The sequence below is a fragment of the Accumulibacter sp. genome (assembly GCF_023806625.1).
Classification (GTDB): Bacteria; Pseudomonadota; Gammaproteobacteria; order Burkholderiales; family Rhodocyclaceae; genus Accumulibacter.
Map to the genome: position 1 here is coordinate 14,639 of NZ_JAMTDX010000024.1, position 16,335 is coordinate 30,973.

The window sequence follows — 16,335 nt, forward strand, 5'->3', positions numbered from 1 at the left end:
CAACCGTCACCATGCTGTCACAGACGCCCGATACACTTGCCGCGCTCTCAACGAAAGAACGATCCGTACGGAGATCCAGCATGACTCACCCTCGCCGCACCCTGCTCAAATTGACGACTCTGGCCGCCGCCGTTTCGCTCAGCCTTTCCGCCCTGGCCACCGACATCACCGGCGCCGGCGCCACCTTCCCCTACGCTGTTTACACCAAGTGGGCCGAAGTCTATCAGACCGCTACCAGGAACCGGGTGAACTATCAGGGCATCGGCTCTTCCGGTGGTGTGAAGCAGATCAAGGCCCGAACCGTGGACTTCGGCGGTACCGACGCCCCGCTGAGCGGGACGGACCTCGACGCTGCCGGCCTGGCGCAGTTTCCGACCGTGATGGGCGCAGTGACCATCGTGATCAACGTGCCCGGGATCGAGTCCGGCAAACTGAAACTCGATGGCCCGACGCTCGCCGAGATCTTCCGCGGTGCCGTCAGGAAGTGGAACGACCCCGCGATCGTCAGCCTGAACCCTGGCCTCAACCTGCCTGACATGGCCATTACCGTAGGCTTTCGTTCCGACGGTTCCGGGACCACCTTTGTCTTCTCGAATTACCTGGCTCGGCAGTCGGCGTCGTTCAAGAGCGAAGTCGGTGCCGGCAACACCGTGAACTGGCCTGCCAACGGCGTCGGCGGTAAGGGCAATCCAGGCGTTGCCGCCAACGTGCAGAAAATTGCTGGCGCCATTGGCTATGTCGACCTCGCCGATGCCATGAAGAACAAGATGCGCTTCGTGGCGCTGAAGAACAAGGCCGGGCACTACATCGTGCCTACCCAGGATGCCGTTGAGGCCGCCGCTGCCGGGGCCAACTTCAAGGTCAAGGGGATGGCGCCCGACCTGCTCGACCAGGCCCACAAGGATGCCTGGCCGATCACCAGTGCCACCTATGTCCTGGCCTACGAGAAGGGCGCCGATCCCGCCAAGCAGAAGGCCGTCGTCGACTTCTTCACCTGGGCTTTGAACAACGGCCAGAAGATGGCCGAGGAACTCGGATTCGTGCCACTGCCTGCCAGTGTGGTGAGGATGGTTGAAGCCGAGATGAAGACCATCAAGTAAGGCCTTCCCGGTCCATTCCCGGGGAATCCGGGCGACTGCCGGGGAACGCGTTGACCAGTCAGGAATGATAGACATGAGCGCCGTGATGACCAGCAATCCAGTTGTGGTCGATGACCAGGGCAGTCAGGCTCGCCAGGCGAACCAGGTCAGGAAGTTCAAGCTCCAGGACATGATCTTCCATCGGGTGACCCTGCTGTTCGCCCTGCTGGTTCTGGCCGCGCTGGCCGGGATCCTGGTCGCCCTGACCTTCGAAGCGATGCCTGCGTTCAGGGAATTTGGGGTGTCTTTTCTCTGGAGCCGTGTCTGGAATGTGCCCGATGAACGGTTCGGCGCACTCAGCGCCATTTACGGCACCGTCGTCACCTCGGTCATCGCCCTCAGCATCGCCGTACCGGTCAGCTTCGGCATCGCCCTGTTCCTTACCGAAACCTGCCCGGCCTGGCTGCGCCGCCCGCTCGGTACGGCCATTGAATTGCTGGCCGGTGTGCCTTCGATCATCTATGGCATCTGGGGTTTGTTCGTCTTTGCGCCGCTGTTCGCCCGCTACGTGCAGCCCTATCTACAAGCGGTTTTCGGCCCGGTCCCGGTGATCGGGGGCTGGTTTGCCGGTCCGCCGATTGGCATCGGCATTCTCACCGCCGGGATCGTGCTCTCGCTGATGGTGATCCCCTTCGTCGCCTCGGTGATGCGTGATGTCTTCGAAACCGTGCCGCCGCAACTCAAGGAATCCGCTTACGGCATCGGTTGCACCACCTGGGAAGTCGTCACCGGCGTGGTCCTGCCCTACACCCGCGTCGGCGTGGTTGGCGGCATCATGCTCGGGCTTGGCCGCGCCCTTGGAGAAACCATGGCCGTCACCTTCGTCGTCGGCAACTCCAACCGCATCGTCGGCAGCCTGTTCGCACCGGGTACCTCGATTGCCTCCACGCTGGCCAACGAATTTGGCGAGGCCGATCCCGGTTTGCACATTTCGGCGCTGTTCGCCCTCGGTCTGGTGCTGTTCATCATCACCTTCATCGTCCTCGCGATCTCCCGCTGGCTGATCCAGCGCGGCATCGCCAAGCAAGGCAAATGAGACGACTCCCGGGAGCCATGCCATGAGTCTCTATTCCCGTCGCGTCATGACCAATCGTATCGGGGTCGGTCTGTCGATGGCGGCGATGGCCTTCGGCCTGCTCGCCCTGCTGTGGATTCTGTGGACCCTGTTGTACAACGGCTTCGCCGCCTTGAGTTGGGATTTGTTCACCCGGGACACGCCGGCACCGGGTAGTGAAGGGGGAGGTCTGCGCAACGCCATTGTCGGCAGTCTCCTGATCGTCGGCTTCACGGCACTGGTGTCCACACCGGTCGGCATCCTCGCCGGCATCTATCTGGCCGAATTCGGCGGCCGATCCCGATTCGCTGCCGCCGCCCGTTTCGTGACCGACGTCATGTTGTCGGCGCCTTCCATCGTCATCGGCCTGTTCGTTTATGCATTGGCGGTAGAGACTGTCGGTGGCTTCTCTGGTTGGGCGGGATCTCTGGCCTTGTCGCTGATCGCCATCCCCGTGGTGGTGCGGACGACCGAGAACATGCTGGTTCTGGTGCCCGGCAGCCTGCGCGAGGCGGCGTTTGCGGTGGGCGCTCCGCACTGGCAGGTGTCCTTGAAAGTCACCCTGCGCGCGGTCAAGGCTGGTGTCCTGACCGGCATCCTGCTGGCCATCGCGCGGGTCGCCGGAGAAACCGCGCCGCTGCTTTTTACCGCACTGAGCAACCAGTTCTACAGTACCGAGATGTCGATGCCGATGGGCAACCTGCCTGTGGTGATCTTCCAGTTCGCCATGAGCCCCTACGACAACTGGGTCAATCTGGCCTGGGGCGGTGCCCTGCTGATTGCCCTGCTGGTGCTCGCGATCAACGTCATCGCACGAGTCCTGTTCCGCAAGAAATCCTCAGACTGAAGCCGGAGTTGCTTATGCCCCCGCCGCAAGAAAACGTCGAACCCGAAGCCATCCTGGCTGTCCGTGACCTCAGCTTCTACTATGGCGAATTCCGTGGCTTGAACAAGGTGTCCCTGGATATCGCCAAGAGCAAAGTCACGGCATTCATTGGCCCCTCCGGTTGTGGCAAGTCCACACTGCTGCGCACCTTCAACCGCATGTACGACCTTTATCCGGGTCAGCGCGCCGACGGGCAGATCAACTTCCACGGCAGCAACCTGCTGGACCATCGGCAGGATGTGAACCTGGTCCGCGCCAAGATCGGCATGGTCTTTCAGAAGCCAACGCCGTTTCCGATGACCATCTACGAAAACATCGCCTTTGGTGTCAGGCTTTACGAACGGTTGTCGAAATCCGACATGGACGCACGCGTCGAGTGGGCGCTGCGCAAGGCGGCGCTGTGGGAAGAAACGGGCAACAAGCTGCAGCAGAGTGGCCTCTCCCTGTCCGGTGGTCAGCAGCAGCGTCTGTGCATCGCCCGCACCATCGCGGTGAAGCCGGAAGTCGTCCTGCTGGACGAACCCACCTCGGCGCTTGATCCGCTTTCGACGGCGAAGATCGAGGAGTTGATCAACGAACTGAAGTCGGAGTACAGCATCGCCATCGTGACCCACAACATGCAGCAGGCGGCGCGCATATCGGACTATACGGCATTCATTTACCTCGGTGAATTGGTCGAGTTTGGCAGCACCAGCGAACTGTTTGTCAAGCCGAAAAACCAGCAGACCGAGGACTACATCACCGGGCGTTTCGGTTGATGCCGCTTCCTGTCGCTGATGGCAGTCGTCGTCTTCAGCCGTTTATCCTTTGACAGAGTTTGAGGGCAGCCGAATGAGTGATCACCTCAGCAAGCAGTTCGACCTCGATCTTGAACACATCCGCACGCGCATCCTGCAGATGGGCGATCTGGTTGAAGGCCAGTTGCTGACCGCGATCGAGACCTTCCACACCGGGAACATCAGGGAAATGCAGCGGGTCATCGACACTGACCGCGAGGTCAACACCGAAGAGGTCGGCATCGACGAAGACTGCACCCTGCTGATTGCCCGCCGGCAACCGACCGCGCGCGATCTGCGCCTGGTGACGGCCATTCTGCGCATCGTCACCGACCTCGAGCGCATTGGCGACAAGGCCGCGAAGATCGCCAGGATGTCGCAGGAGGTGCATCAGTCTTGCGGCCAGCGCATCCCGCGGCTGCCCGACTTGCACCGCTATGGCCAACTGGCCGGTGAAATGCTGCGTAGAGCGCTCGATTCTCTGGCGCGCATGAACGGCGAGCAAGCCCGCCAGGTGATCACCGCGGACCAGGAACTCAATGCCGCTTTCAACGCCATCCTCCGGCAACTGATCACCTGCATGATGGAAGACTCGCGCACGATCAGCGAGGTGCTCGACATCGTCTGGATCGTCAAGGCCATCGAACGCGTTGGTGATCATGCGACGAATATTGCCGAAGACGTGATCTATATCGTCAGCGGCAAGGATGTCAGACACACGGCGGCCAAGACGACAGCGGACGCAGGATCAGCCGGCCAGACTCCAGCCTGCCGCTGATTCTCGTCGTCGAGGGCGACACGGGTATTGAAGAACTGCCGCGTCTTGCGCTCGTCTGCTGCGGTTACCGGCCGCTTTGCGCCGGCGACGCTGAACAGGCCGAGGTCCGCGCGATTCGTGACCGACCGTGGTTTAGATCGGCAAGCGCAGCGGCTGGACAGGTCACCGGATCTGCCATTCGCCGAGCCGGCAACTCAGGGAAGGAGCGATGCTCGATCAGTCCTGCCGGCGTTTCGGGGCCGGATTGCGGCATATGGTCGATGGCCCGTCGAAGCCCCGCGGGGACCTGGGAAAAGGAGCGGGTTCCCGGTACGATGCCCACCCCGGCGTCCACCGCCTGCGGACCAACGAAATCACCTGGGACGAAGAATGCCTCTTGCGCACCTGCACCCTGCTCACTGACCTGTAGGGTACGTCTCAGGCTGGCTGCTGAGTGTTTCCAGATGCTGCTCGAGCGTTGTGATGCCGGCTACAATTCGGTGCATGCGCTGAGTCCTTTCTCCCCGGGCGCTTGCTACGACAGCAGAGGTTCTCCAGCCCTCCCGTCTCCCGAACTGTCCCGGCCTTCTTCAGGACGCAATCCTTCTCGATTCGTCTCGGTAAGCCGGATTGGCGGCCGTCTCAGTCCTCAGAGAGGAAGACGCAACCCGCCGGTGGCGGCTAGGTCGGCCAGCTTGCCACCTCGTCCAGCCATTGGGTCGGCCGTTCGATCAGTACTGGCGCCTCGCCGGCGAGAATGCGGCCATTCTCGCAATCCAGTGTGATGACTTCACCCTCTGCGAGCCCGCGGTCCCCGAAATTGATGGAGCGGGTGACAGTGTCAATGCGCAGCGTCGTGCAGCCGACGAGACAAGCCTTGCCCAGCTGCCGTGCAACCGCCGCTGCGCGTCGTCCGACCGCCGCGCGCGGTCAGTATGCCGTGCGCCGTGGCGATGCCGACGAGATCGTCGGTGCTCGTGTCTTCCCGGACGAGAATCGCCTGTCACCCCGCGGTTGCGTAGGTCTGGGCGGTACTGGCGTCGAGCGTGATGCTGCCACTGGCGACCCCAATACTCGCCGGCAGCGCGCTGGCGAGAAGTGTGCTGGCCGCGTCGATCGCCACGTGCCTCTGTTCGACAAGCGTGAAGTCGATGCCGGCAAGGCGTCGGCGGGCGGTCGCTGTGGTCGGCTTGCCCGCCCGCACCTGTTCGACGGCAATGCGCAAAGCGGCCCACGGTGTGCGCTTGGCGTCGCGCGTTTGCAACAGCCACAAGACGCCGTCCTGGACCGTGAATTCGAATTCCTGAGCGTCCCCGAACTCGTCTTCCAGAACCCCGCGCAGTGACTGCAGCCGGGCTGCCACCGACGGCAGTGCCGCGCGCAGGCCTGGCGCACCACTGGCGCTGTGGCGCCCGGACACGGCGTCCTCGCCTTGGCTGTTGAGGCGGAAATCGAGATACATACGGTTCTCGCCACTGGCCGGATTATGTGTGAAAGCAACTCCGGAACCGGAGCGTCCACCGCAGTTGGCGAAGACCATCCGCTGTACGGTAACCGCGGTGCCCACATCTTCCGCGATTCCGTGCATCCGGCGGTACTCTCTGGCGCGCGGAGTCGACCACGACTGCAGAACGAACTGCATGAAGACGAACGCCATGTCGACATCGAGCAGGTCGTCGAGGCGGGCGCCCAAGGTCCGAGGGGCCTTGGCGGCAAACGACAAGGCCTCGAAAACCAGTTGCTCGCCGCCCGCCAATAGCCAGGCCATGTGGCCGACGTTCTCGTCCGCCGCCCATTTGAGGAGGGCCATGCTTTCTCGCTTGGGCAACAGCAGGCGCAACCGCGTTCGTGCCCGGTTCCAGTCGATGAGGAAGACCAGGCGCGAACCAAGGAACGCTAGGTAGTCGGTCAGTGCGGTATCACTGCCCCCCCGTGAACCAGCCTACACAGATGGTAGACCCCTTCCTCCATCTCGCGATCGGTGCGCGAGAGAGTATCTTGCCAGCGCACCGCTTGGCTCTTGAGGAGGCTCTGGAAGAACAGCAGGCGCTGGATGTGCACATCGGTATACGTCACCGTGACACTCGTTCCGCGCACGTGCACCACCAGCACGTGCGTATCGGTAGTGCCGATATCGTTCTGCAGAACGACGCGTTCGCCGACCCTCGTGGCAGTCGTGCCCAGGCCCGGATGTTCGAACTTGAGCATCCGTGTGCGATTGACTCCCCGCATGAAAGCGGCGACCAAGGCGGCGAACCCGGGGTTGATCCCGTAGGCGGCTGCGCCATCAATGTTCTCCGAAGCCTTGCCGATCTGTAGTGCATTCAATGCCCGATGCATGTCCATGGCCATCAGGTGTGCACTGTCGCCTCGCTCTCGACTTCCCGAGGTGAGTCGCGCGATCTGCGCGGCCGTGATCGTGTCGTCGTCACATCACGGCTCGGCGTGCAGTGCGGCCAGCCTGTCGGAGAAGCTTTCCGCGTCTTCAACGCTGCTACTGCGCCAGGGGGCGAGCATGGCGGTCAGTTCGCCAGACAGGCGTTCGCATAGCGTCGATACCTCCGGCATCGAATGGCGACCGGGCTCGAGTCTCGTGCTGCGCGTGGGTAGAGCGTCGAGACTGTCTTCGTCTACGCCGGCTGCGGTCCGTTCGGCAATCAGTTCCGGGGTGGTGCGTTGCGGATCGTCAGCAGGCGTTTGGGCCATTTGCAGCCGTGTGAAATGGAAGTTGGCGCGGTCGATTGCGGCGAGTGCCTGGTTGGCCAGGGTCGGCAAGAGTAACCTCGGTTCGCCAAGTGCGTCGCTGATCCGTGTTTTGTCTGCCATGTGTCGTCTTTGTCGAAGCCCGATCGAGATCATGCGGCGGCAATGTGACGGCCATATGTCCATACCGGGCGCCACCTGGCTCAGAGGTCGTGATGAAATCTGCCGCAGGGTCCCTTCCAGCGAACGCGCGGCGAGCAGCGGCGACGGACGCCGAGAGACGGTGGCCGCCTTTCTCGTCACGGCGATCGCTGCGACAGGCCAGAGACGACCTCGGCGAGCCATTCCGCAGCATTCGGCCAGACCGGATGTCGCGAACCGGTCCGTGGGCACTGTCGCCCAAACCGATTGGAAGCGGTTCGCTTGCCGCGCCGCTGACCGGCGTGTGTCGCGATGGTCCCAGTGATGTCTGGATCGCCCTGCCGACGCCGGCCTCGCGCAGAGGGTGACGAGCGCGACGTTGACGGCGATGAGCAGACAGCGGACAGGAAGTCAGGCGGACAGTCAGAACGCCGGCCAGACCGTCGGCGTCGATCGGCAGGGCGATGACCTGGAACGTGAGCAGGCGGCCGACGCCGGGGATGGGGAGGGTGGCGGCGGTGACGGCGGCGACGGCAAGCCCCCGAGGCAGGCAGCCTGCACCGGGCCGCTCGGCCGGACCAGACGATAGCGGGCCTGGAGACCAGCGATTCGAGGGACCTACGTTTCGCGCACGCAGGCGCGCATGTCCTCGCTCCTCGAGCAGTTGCCGCGTCCCTTGATCCAGCGGCGCTGCTCGGCCTCGAGCACCGGCGGGCGTTGGTTGGCGGCCTCGCGTTTTGCCGCGGCATGGACCCCGGTCAGCTTGCGGTCGGGCGCAGACAGCCCGGCGTCGCCGCCGCGCGGCGATACGAAAGGGAGTTCTGCGGAGTCTTGCCGCTCCTGCACCCCTTGATCCGCTATTGCGGGTATGACGAGCCTGACTTGTAGCGCCTGGCGTCGATACCCAGCCGGCGCATTTTCGAACGCAGGGTATGCGGGTTCAGGTTGAGAAGGCGGGCCGCGCCGAACGGGCCTTCGACGCGTCCCCAGCTTCGCACGAGTGCTGCCTCGATGTGCTTGCGGCTGGCCTCTTCGAACGATAGATCCTCGTGATGCCCGGTGGTCCTGGCTGATTCGGGTACGTGAACGGCGGCAGCGGCCGGCGCGGAGTTCGGCCGCTGCGGCGGTACGCCCAGGGCCCTGGCAACTTCGAGGCGCTGACCGTTGCCGAGAATCGCGGCACGTTCGATCACCGAGGCCAGTTCCCGCACGTTGCCGGGCCAGGGGTAGGAAGAGAGCAGGGCAAGGTCGCCGGCATCCGGCATGCGCGGCGGCAAGCCGAGGCGTTCGGCGGCGCGCAGGGAAAAATGCGCGGCCATCGCGGGGATGTCCTGAAGGCGTTCCCGCAAAGGGGGTAGCAGGATCGGGAAGACCGCGATGCGAAACCAAAGGTCTTCACGGAACGCGCCGTCGTGAACAGCCTGGCGGAGGTTCCGATTGGTTGCAGCGATCACGCGGACGTCGACATTCTGGGTCTGCTCTCCTCCTACGCGGACGAAACTCCCATCCTGGAGGACGCGTAGCAGCCTGACCTGTGCTGCCGGCGTCAGCTCGCCGACCTCATCGAGAAACAGGGTCCCGCCATCCGCGCGTTCGAACCAGCCCTTCCGCGTCGCCGACGCGCCGGTGAAGCTGCCGCGCTGATGTCCGAATAGTTCCGAATCGATCAGTTCGGGCGGTATCGCGCCGCAGTTGACGCGCAGGAAGGGTCCGTTTACCCGCTGGGAATGCCTATGCACCGCACGTGCTGCGACTTCCTTCCCCGTGCCGGTCTCGCCGAGCAGAAGGACCGGCGCGCTCGACCGCGCAACTTGGCGGACGGCCTCCATCACTTCGCGCAGGCCCGTCTCCGCGCCGACGATCGTGTCGCCTTGACCGGCGCGCTTGAAGCGCAGCGAGCGGCGTTCCTCGAGCAAACGCATGATCAGCTGCCGGCCGGCCGGACCAAGGTTCCGGCAGAGTTCGCCAAGGAACTCCTCGATGCCCGAATCGTCTCGGCCGCATTGCTCGGCTATCGCTTCCAGTGCAGACAAATCGCAGAACCGTGAAATATCACTGTTTTCCATTCTCTGGGTCACGTAATCCGTTCAATGAAACGATTCTAGACGGCGCTGGCAAAAGACTCCAGTCCTCCGCGTCCAAGTCGATGAAATCGCTGGAATGGCCCTCGCTGGCATGGATCATGCTTGAGACGCGATGACCTTGTTGATGAGAACGTGACATGTCCACTTCCTGCTCCAGCCACGCCTTGCCGTTCCTGGCGTTGCGTCGAACCCGGTTGTGGCTCCTGCTGGTCGGGGGCATCACCACGGGTCTCGTCGGCCTGCATTTCTTTCCGCTGTCGAGCGCAAGCGAGCCGACGATGCTCGGCATTTCGCCGATCGCCGTGCTGGCGATCTTTCTCGCGGCATTAGCCTGCGAATTCATGGACTCCAGTCTCGGCATGGGGTACGGCACGACGCTGACGCCGCTGCTCCTGCTGGTTCACTTCGGGCCGCTGCAGATCGTGCCGGCGGTCCTGTTGAGCGAGCTGGTGACCGGGGTGGCTGCCGGGGTGCTGCATCAGCGGGACGGGAACGTCGACTTCCTGAAGAACGTTCACGCCCGACGGACCGTCCTGTTGCTCGGCAGCCTGTCGACGGTCGGCGCATTGCTGGCCGCCTGGGTTGCCGTAAGTATTCCCAGGTTCTGGCTCAACCTGGCGATTACGACGATCATCATTGCCATGGGCGTGATCATTCTGCTGACGCGCAAGCGCAGGATTCCCTACCGGCCCGTCGGGATCGCCGTCGTCGGCGCCGTTGCGGCGTTCAACAAGGGGCTGTCTGGAGGCGGCTATGGGCCACTGGTCACCAGCGGGCAGATGGTCGCTGGCCTGCCCGCCAAGCACGCCGTGGCGATCACGTCAGTGGCCGAGTCGGTAGCCTGCCTGGTCGGTTTGCTGGGCTACCGGGCCATGGGCATGGGCATCGCCTGGGAGCTGGCGATCCCGATGGCGCTGGGAGCGCTGCTTTCGGTACCCATGGCTACGCTGGCGGTAAGCCGCAGCTCGGAAGCCTCCCTGCGCGGGGTCGTCGGCGTCGTCACGCTGGTCCTCGGCGCGGTAGCGGTGGTCGAGCTCTTCTGACGCTCGGTCAAGTCGTCGATGTGGCCAAGGCGAGCAGCCGCCGGTCGCCGACCGCGACGAACTCCGGGTTCAGCGTGGGGCCATCGAGACCGTAGCGTAGCGACGCCCCGTTCAGGTCTGTGACCGCGCCGCCGGCCATCTCCAGCACACATTGAGCCGCAGCCGTGTCCCACTGGCTCGTCGGCCCGAAACGCGGATAGATGTCGGCCCGTCCTTCGGCTATCCGGCAGAACTTGAGCGAGCTGCCGGCGGCGACGAAGCCGTATGTCCGCGGCAGCTTCCCAAGCCAGCTGGTCAGTGCCTCGCCGCCATGCGAGCGGCTGCCGATGACGCGCAGCGGCATGGGTTCGTCGCAGCGCGCCACCCTGAGTCCGCGCATGCCCCCAGCGTCGCGCTTGGCTGCCCCCAGTCCCCGGGCGGCGTAGAACAACTCGCCGAGGGCAGGCGCAAGGACGACCCCAGCGACGAGCCCTTGCTGGTCTGCGAGCGCGATGTTCACGGTGAACTCATCGTTGCGCTTGAGGAACTCTTTCGTGCCATCGAGCGGGTCGACGAGGAAGAGGGCGTCCGAATCGCGTCCGGCGGCTGATACCGATTCCTCGGAAAGGATGAACACCCCCGGGAAATGGGCCTCGAGACCTTCCCGGACGACCTTGTCGGCGCGCAGGTCTGCCTCGGTCAGTGGCGATGCGTCGTCCTTCTGCCACGAGGCGAAGTTCCGTGCATAGACGTCCAGAATCTCCAGGCCGGCTGCTTCGGCCAGCGCGCACAGTACGCCGAGTTCTCGTTCCGTCATCTTCAGCCTATCGTCTTGAGAATGCGTTCGGCCCAATCCCCGGGGCCGCCCTCGCAGGTGCGGACATGGATCTCGGGCGCCTCGGGGGGCTCGTAGGGACTGTCGATGCCGGTGAAGTTCTTCAGTTCGCCCCGGCGCGCCTTGGCGTACAGTCCCTTGACGTCGCGGCGTTCGCATTCCTCGATCGGGGTATCCACGAAGACCTCGACGAACTCGCTCTCGGCGAAGAGATCGCGCGCCATTGCGCGTTCGCTGCGAAAGGGGGAGATGAAACTCACCAGGACGATCAGACCGGCATCGATCATCAGCCTGGCGACTTCAGCGACGCGCCGGATGTTTTCCACCCGGTCCGCCTCGGTGAAACCCAGATCCCGGTTCAGGCCGTGGCGCACGTTGTCGCCATCGAGCAGGTAGGTGTGTCTCCCTTCTGCAAGCAGGAGCTTCTCGAGTTGATTGGCGATCGTCGACTTGCCCGATCCGGAAAGGCCAGTGAACCAGATACAGCGTGGCGTCTGGTTCTTCTGAGCCGCGCGGGTGGCCTTGTTCAACTCCAGTGCCTGCCAATGGATGTTGCTGGCGCGGCGCAGCGCGAATTCGATCATCCCGGCGCCAACGGTCTGGTAGGTGAGTTTGTCGATCAGGATGAAGCCGCCCAGGGTGCGGCTGACGCGGTAAGGCTCGAAGACCAGCGGTGCGGCGGTCGACAGATTGACTCTGGCGATCTCGTTCAGGGCCAGCGTCCTGGCCGCGAGGCGGGCGCCGCTGTTCACATCCTCGCGGAACTTGATCGCGGTGACTTTCGCCGTGACCTCGCGGCAGCCGAGCTTCATCAGGTAGTGCCGTCCCGGTGTCATCGGGGACGCGGCCATCCACAGCAGGCTTGCCTCGAACTGGTCGGCCACTTCTGGCGGAGCTTCGGCTGCCGCCAGGACGTCCCCCCGGCTCGTGTCTATTTCATCAGCCAAGGTCAGGGTGATGGCGTCGCCGGCGCGAGCCACCTCCACCTCGGCAAAACCGGAGAGGACGGCTTTGACGCGCGTCTGTACTCCGGAGGGCAGAACGCGCACCGCGTCGCCGGGCCGAACGCTCCCTGTAGCGACACGCCCGCAGAAGCCGCGGAAGTCGAGGCTGGGACGGCTCACCCACTGGACGGGCATCCGGAAGCGACCTTCTTCGCGGACTTCGCGCAGGTCCACCGCGTCGAGGTAGTCCATCAGACTGGGTCCTGCGTACCACGGCATTCTGGCACTGGTCCGCAGCACGTTGTCGCCGTCGAGTCCCGACAGCGGGATCGCCTGGATGCTCGTGAACCCTAGACCGGCGGCGAAAGCGCGGTACTCGTCGGCAATGGCGTCGAATGCCGGCTCGTCGAAGCCGACGAGATCCATCTTCGTCACCGCCAGAAGCACATGCGGGATGCCCATCATGGCGGCGATGCGACTGTGACGGCGCGTCTGGGTCAACACCCCCTTGCGGGCGTCCACGAGGATCACTGCCAGGTCGGCGGTCGAGGCGCCGGTGGCCATGTTGCGCGTGTACTGCTCATGGCCCGGCGTGTCGGCAACGATGTAGCGGCGTCGGTCGGTGGCGAAGAAACGGTAAGCGACGTCGATCGTGATGCCCTGTTCGCGCTCGGCCTGGAGACCGTCGACCAGCAGGGCGAGTTCGACTCTCTCGCCCTGCGTGCCGTACTGACGGGACTCGGTCCGCAGCGACTGCAGCTGGTCGTCGAAAATCGCCTTGCTCTCGAAAAGCAGGCGGCCGATCAGAGTGCTCTTGCCGTCGTCGATGCTGCCGCAGGTGATGAAGCGCACGGTTTCCTTGTTGCGCTGGTCGTGCACGAAGGCGGCTACGTCCTGTGCATGCAGCACGTGCATCAGAAGTAGCCCTCCTGCTTCTTCCTTTCCATCGAGTTGGGCTCGTCCGTATCGATCAGGCGGCCCTGTCGCTCGGAGCAGCGCGCGTTGAAAGTCTCGGCGATCACTGCCTCGAGGGTATCGGCATCGCTTTCGATCGCCGCGGTCAGCGGCCAGCAGCCGAGTGTCCGGAAGCGCACCTTGCGGATCTCGACCTGCTCGCCGGGCTGGAAAGGAAAGCGGTCGTCATCCACGACGATCCATTGTCCGCCACGGTTGACGACCGGCCGCTTCGCTGCCAGGTAGAGCGGGACGATAGGGATCCTCTCAACATAAATGTACTGCCAGACGTCGAGTTCGGTCCAGTTGGAGAGGGGGAACACGCGGATGCTCTCGTTCTCGTGGATGCGGCAGTTGTACAGGCTCCACAACTCGGGGCGCTGGGCCTTCGGATCCCAGCGATGGCCGGGCGCGCGGAAGGAGAAGATGCGCTCCTTGGCGCGCGATCTCTCCTCGTCGCGACGCGCACCGCCAAAAACGACGTCGAAACGGTGGGCATCCAGGACCTGTCTGAGGGCCTGGGTTTTCATCACCTCGGTGTGGTAGTTGCTTCCGTGGGTAAATGGGCCGATCCCCGCGGCCAGGCCCTCCGGGTTCGTGTAGCTGATCAGTCGCATGCCGCTCTCGGCGACCATCCGGTCGCGGTGGGCGTACATTGCCCGGAACTTCCATCCAGTGTCGATGTGCAGTAGCGGGAACGGCGGCGACCCCGGGTAGAACGCCTTCCTCGCCAGATGGAGCATCACTGCGGAATCCTTGCCGATCGAGTACATCATCACCGGGTTGGACGACGTCGCGATCGCCTCGCGGATGATCTCGATCGCTTCCGATTCAAGGGGGTTGGCTGCGATGGCACGCTGCATGGTCGAATTTCCGGATATCCTGGCCTGGTGGCATTCGCGGCAGTTCGCGTTCGGCCCGATACACGGTCTGCACGTCATGCCGATGGGTGTCCGAAGCGCACGACTCGGCGCTTTGGCGTGCAGGACCGCCGATCGGTTTCCGGACCAGGTCCGCAAACTGTTGTAGATCGGGGGGCTGGTGAGCGACCGTTGCGCTTCAGCAGGATGAGCTTGTCGAAGCGTTGGCCGGGTATCTGCCTGGCGTAAGCCAGCACTTGCTGCCAATGAGCTTCCCTGGGTCTTTCGTCTGCCAAAGGGCGGGGCTCATGGTATCAGATTCTCCTGATGTCGCTCACCAATCCAGTCTCCTGCAACTGCATGGGGAGCGGTAGCCGAGGGTCGAATGCAGTCGCTCCCGGGTGTGATCCCGTATTGACCGCTCCTGCCCGCGGGCGAGATAATCCTCCGGCTAGCGTTGGCAATCTCCTCTTCCGGGCAGGCCTTGCGCCTCGTCCCGGACCGCACCTTCCGGAGATGAACCATGTTGTCCTGCTGGTTTCGCGACGCGCTGCTCCGGATCTGCCGCCTCGGTGGCCGCGTCCTCGGCCTTCTCCGCGGAAGACTGGTTGTGCACCTCGTGGTGATGGTCGCCATCGCCGGCGCGCTCGGGGGGGCCGAGATCCTCGTCTCGCGAGGGCCACAGTGGTTCGACTCGGCGGCGAGCTGCCTCCGCCGCGTCGCCTCGGGGGGCCCCGACCAGGACCAGGCGCCAGATCTCGCCTCATCTCGTGCGCAGATGCCGTCGCAGGCCCCGGCAGCGCCCGTCGCCGGAGCGAACGCGCACGGGCAGGGATCCTGGCTCACGCTGTGGAACGTCCTGTCCATCTGGGCGTTCGGCTTCGTCGTCTGGTCGGTCGGGCAGGCGCGGCGCAGGCTCACCGTCGCCGCGTTCGACGACTTCTCGGGAAAGCAAGCGGGACTCGACGTGCCGGGCTTCGGCGTGCTCGTCGCGGCCGAGCTCTCCCGGCTCAGCGACCTGTTCACCGAGTTCGAGGCTGATCGCGCGATTCGCACGATCCCGGAGAAGATGACGCCGCTCAACGCCACGTTCCAGACCGACGCGCCTGGTCGGTTCCTGCAGCAGGCAATCAGCTCGGAAACGTCGTTCGCGCTCGGACCGCTGAGAATCCCCGTCGGCACGATCCTCGGCCTGGTCGGGCGCCTCGCCCAGGGGCCGGTACTCAGCGCGCAGATCCACCGCGACGGCGACCGGCGGATCGTGACGGCGCGCCTCGGCGGCAGTCGCGGCGAGCGCACGTTCCGGATCGTCGACGAGGCGTTGCACGGCGAGGGCGAGCAGACCGTCTGGCGTTCGGCGCGGGACCTGGCGCGGGAGATGGCCTGCCGGGTCTTCGCCGACGTGGCGATGGGTGGCACGGTGACCTGGCGAGCGCTGGACGGGTTCGCGGCCGGCGTCGGCGCGTATCGCGAAAGTGCCTATTCCACACAAACTGGACACCCATTCCAGAGCAAACTGGACAGTCATTCCACGTCAAACTGGACAGTCGGCGCGTAGCGACGCGGGGTGGATTGGTTTGTACTCTGAGCGTCCTGCTCCGGTCAAGTTTTTGCCTTGCGGACCGTCGGCGGGCCGTTACGGCGTAACGCGTTTCAGTGCCAATCGCAGGTGCCCGTCGTAGTACTGGGTTTGCCCGTCGGGCACGCCTCGCGCACGATCGATCGCGGCGCTTTCCGCGTCACGAAGAAGGCACTCCAACAGCTCACGTTGCGTTACCGCGTAACAAGCAGCCAAGCGCTCCAGGGCGCGCTTGGCGTGCGCGCTGAGCACGAGATTGAGCCGCTGCGCCTGCCCGTTTTCGTCGTTCAAGTGCCGCTGTCGATACGCTGACTGCCGTTGTGCATTGCTCTTGGCCATCGTGAAGCTCCTGTTAAGCGTTACGCAGTAACGCGATGAGAGTGAGACTTGTCGTACAAGTTGCCTGCCGGTCGAAGCGCGGACGGTTGAGTACGTGTTGCGGAGCCCGTGCCAAGGCGCAGAGTTATCCACGGCCGCCCGCCAGAGGGGGCCCTCAATAGGCAGTGCAACCTTCTTTCTGTAAATACTCCGAGGTGATGCCATCAAGATGTTGAGATCAGGCATGCAAGTTGAGATAGACCTTGCCGGTCATCCACTCCTC

17 protein-coding genes and 1 pseudogene are annotated in these 16,335 nt (G+C 64.1%); 7 read left to right on the forward strand and 11 right to left on the reverse strand.

Translation table 11 applies throughout. The annotated features are described in order from the left end of the window. The first annotated feature begins 80 nt into the window (after positions 1 to 80). From pstS to phoU, 5 genes are all read left to right on the forward strand, one after another. Complete coding sequence (gene pstS / locus NFW05_RS04960) at positions 81 to 1,100, forward strand: phosphate ABC transporter substrate-binding protein PstS (protein WP_295303141.1); 1,020 nt, start codon at positions 81 to 83, stop codon at positions 1,098 to 1,100. An 85-nt stretch (positions 1,101 to 1,185) separates the two neighbouring features. After that, on the forward strand, positions 1,186 to 2,175 hold the full coding sequence (gene pstC, locus NFW05_RS04965; protein WP_295303174.1) for a phosphate ABC transporter permease subunit PstC: 990 nt from the start codon (positions 1,186 to 1,188) through the stop codon (positions 2,173 to 2,175). Positions 2,176 to 2,197: 22 nt separating this feature from the next. Beyond that, the gene (pstA, locus tag NFW05_RS04970; protein ID WP_295303143.1) at positions 2,198 to 3,040 is read left to right on the forward strand and encodes a phosphate ABC transporter permease PstA; all 843 of its coding nucleotides are present in this window, start codon (positions 2,198 to 2,200) and stop codon (positions 3,038 to 3,040) included. A gap of 14 nt (positions 3,041 to 3,054) precedes the next feature. After that, on the forward strand, positions 3,055 to 3,837 hold the full coding sequence (pstB, locus tag NFW05_RS04975; RefSeq protein WP_295303145.1) for a phosphate ABC transporter ATP-binding protein PstB: 783 nt from the start codon (positions 3,055 to 3,057) through the stop codon (positions 3,835 to 3,837). 73 nt (positions 3,838 to 3,910) lie between these two features. Next, the gene (phoU, locus tag NFW05_RS04980) at positions 3,911 to 4,633 is read left to right on the forward strand and encodes a phosphate signaling complex protein PhoU (protein WP_295303147.1); all 723 of its coding nucleotides are present in this window, start codon (positions 3,911 to 3,913) and stop codon (positions 4,631 to 4,633) included. Positions 4,634 to 5,293: 660 nt separating this feature from the next. On the opposite strand, the pseudogene NFW05_RS18530 reads toward phoU, so the two are convergent. From NFW05_RS18530 to NFW05_RS05005, 7 genes and pseudogenes are all read right to left on the reverse strand, one after another. After that, a pseudogene (locus NFW05_RS18530) lies at positions 5,294 to 5,506 on the reverse strand (pyruvate, phosphate dikinase); the annotation flags it as partial. Beyond that, entirely contained in the window at positions 5,454 to 5,609 is a 156-nt protein-coding gene (locus NFW05_RS18535; RefSeq protein WP_363321723.1) for a PEP-utilizing enzyme, read from the reverse strand. The gene NFW05_RS18535 and the pseudogene NFW05_RS18530, both read right to left, overlap by 53 nt. Before the next feature lie 6 nt (positions 5,610 to 5,615). Then, positions 5,616 to 6,452, reverse strand: coding sequence for a PEP/pyruvate-binding domain-containing protein (locus NFW05_RS04985; protein WP_295303148.1), 837 nt, complete (start codon positions 6,450 to 6,452; stop codon positions 5,616 to 5,618). Positions 6,453 to 6,520: 68 nt separating this feature from the next. Then, positions 6,521 to 6,940 carry a hypothetical protein gene (locus NFW05_RS04990; protein WP_295303150.1) on the reverse strand — a complete coding sequence of 140 codons (420 nt, stop codon included), beginning with the start codon at positions 6,938 to 6,940 and terminating at the stop codon, positions 6,521 to 6,523. Between the two features lie 105 nt (positions 6,941 to 7,045). Beyond that, a complete protein-coding gene (locus tag NFW05_RS04995) occupies positions 7,046 to 7,438 on the reverse strand; it encodes a hypothetical protein (protein WP_295303152.1) in 393 nt (130 codons plus the stop codon). A 636-nt stretch (positions 7,439 to 8,074) separates the two neighbouring features. Next, on the reverse strand, positions 8,075 to 8,302 hold the full coding sequence (locus tag NFW05_RS05000; RefSeq protein ID WP_295303154.1) for a hypothetical protein: 228 nt from the start codon (positions 8,300 to 8,302) through the stop codon (positions 8,075 to 8,077). An 11-nt stretch (positions 8,303 to 8,313) separates the two neighbouring features. Continuing rightward, positions 8,314 to 9,522 (reverse strand): sigma-54 dependent transcriptional regulator, encoded by a 1,209-nt coding sequence (locus NFW05_RS05005; protein ID WP_295303156.1) that lies wholly within the window; start codon positions 9,520 to 9,522, stop codon positions 8,314 to 8,316. Between the two features lie 155 nt (positions 9,523 to 9,677). Here NFW05_RS05005 and NFW05_RS05010 point away from each other — a divergent pair, with 155 nt between their 5' ends. Then, positions 9,678 to 10,583 (forward strand): sulfite exporter TauE/SafE family protein, encoded by a 906-nt coding sequence (locus tag NFW05_RS05010; protein ID WP_295303158.1) that lies wholly within the window; start codon positions 9,678 to 9,680, stop codon positions 10,581 to 10,583. 7 nt (positions 10,584 to 10,590) lie between these two features. Here NFW05_RS05010 and cysQ read toward each other — a convergent pair whose 3' ends face one another. From cysQ to cysD, 3 genes are read right to left on the reverse strand one after another with little or no spacing between them, the layout of a single operon-like run. Beyond that, entirely contained in the window at positions 10,591 to 11,379 is a 789-nt protein-coding gene (gene cysQ / locus NFW05_RS05015) for a 3'(2'),5'-bisphosphate nucleotidase CysQ (protein ID WP_295303162.1), read from the reverse strand. Positions 11,380 to 11,381: 2 nt separating this feature from the next. Further along, complete coding sequence (gene cysN / locus NFW05_RS05020) at positions 11,382 to 13,256, reverse strand: sulfate adenylyltransferase subunit CysN (RefSeq protein WP_295303165.1); 1,875 nt, start codon at positions 13,254 to 13,256, stop codon at positions 11,382 to 11,384. Beyond that, positions 13,256 to 14,158, reverse strand: coding sequence for a sulfate adenylyltransferase subunit CysD (cysD, locus tag NFW05_RS05025; RefSeq protein ID WP_295303167.1), 903 nt, complete (start codon positions 14,156 to 14,158; stop codon positions 13,256 to 13,258). The genes cysN and cysD overlap by 1 nt, the downstream gene beginning before the upstream one ends. 520 nt (positions 14,159 to 14,678) lie before the next feature. Here cysD and NFW05_RS05030 point away from each other — a divergent pair. After that, the gene (locus tag NFW05_RS05030) at positions 14,679 to 15,713 is read left to right on the forward strand and encodes a hypothetical protein (protein WP_295303169.1); all 1,035 of its coding nucleotides are present in this window, start codon (positions 14,679 to 14,681) and stop codon (positions 15,711 to 15,713) included. Positions 15,714 to 15,791: 78 nt separating this feature from the next. Here the strand turns inward: NFW05_RS05030 and NFW05_RS05035 are convergent, their stop codons facing one another. Continuing rightward, positions 15,792 to 16,073 (reverse strand): hypothetical protein, encoded by a 282-nt coding sequence (locus NFW05_RS05035; RefSeq protein WP_295303171.1) that lies wholly within the window; start codon positions 16,071 to 16,073, stop codon positions 15,792 to 15,794. Positions 16,074 to 16,335: the final 262 nt, after the last annotated feature.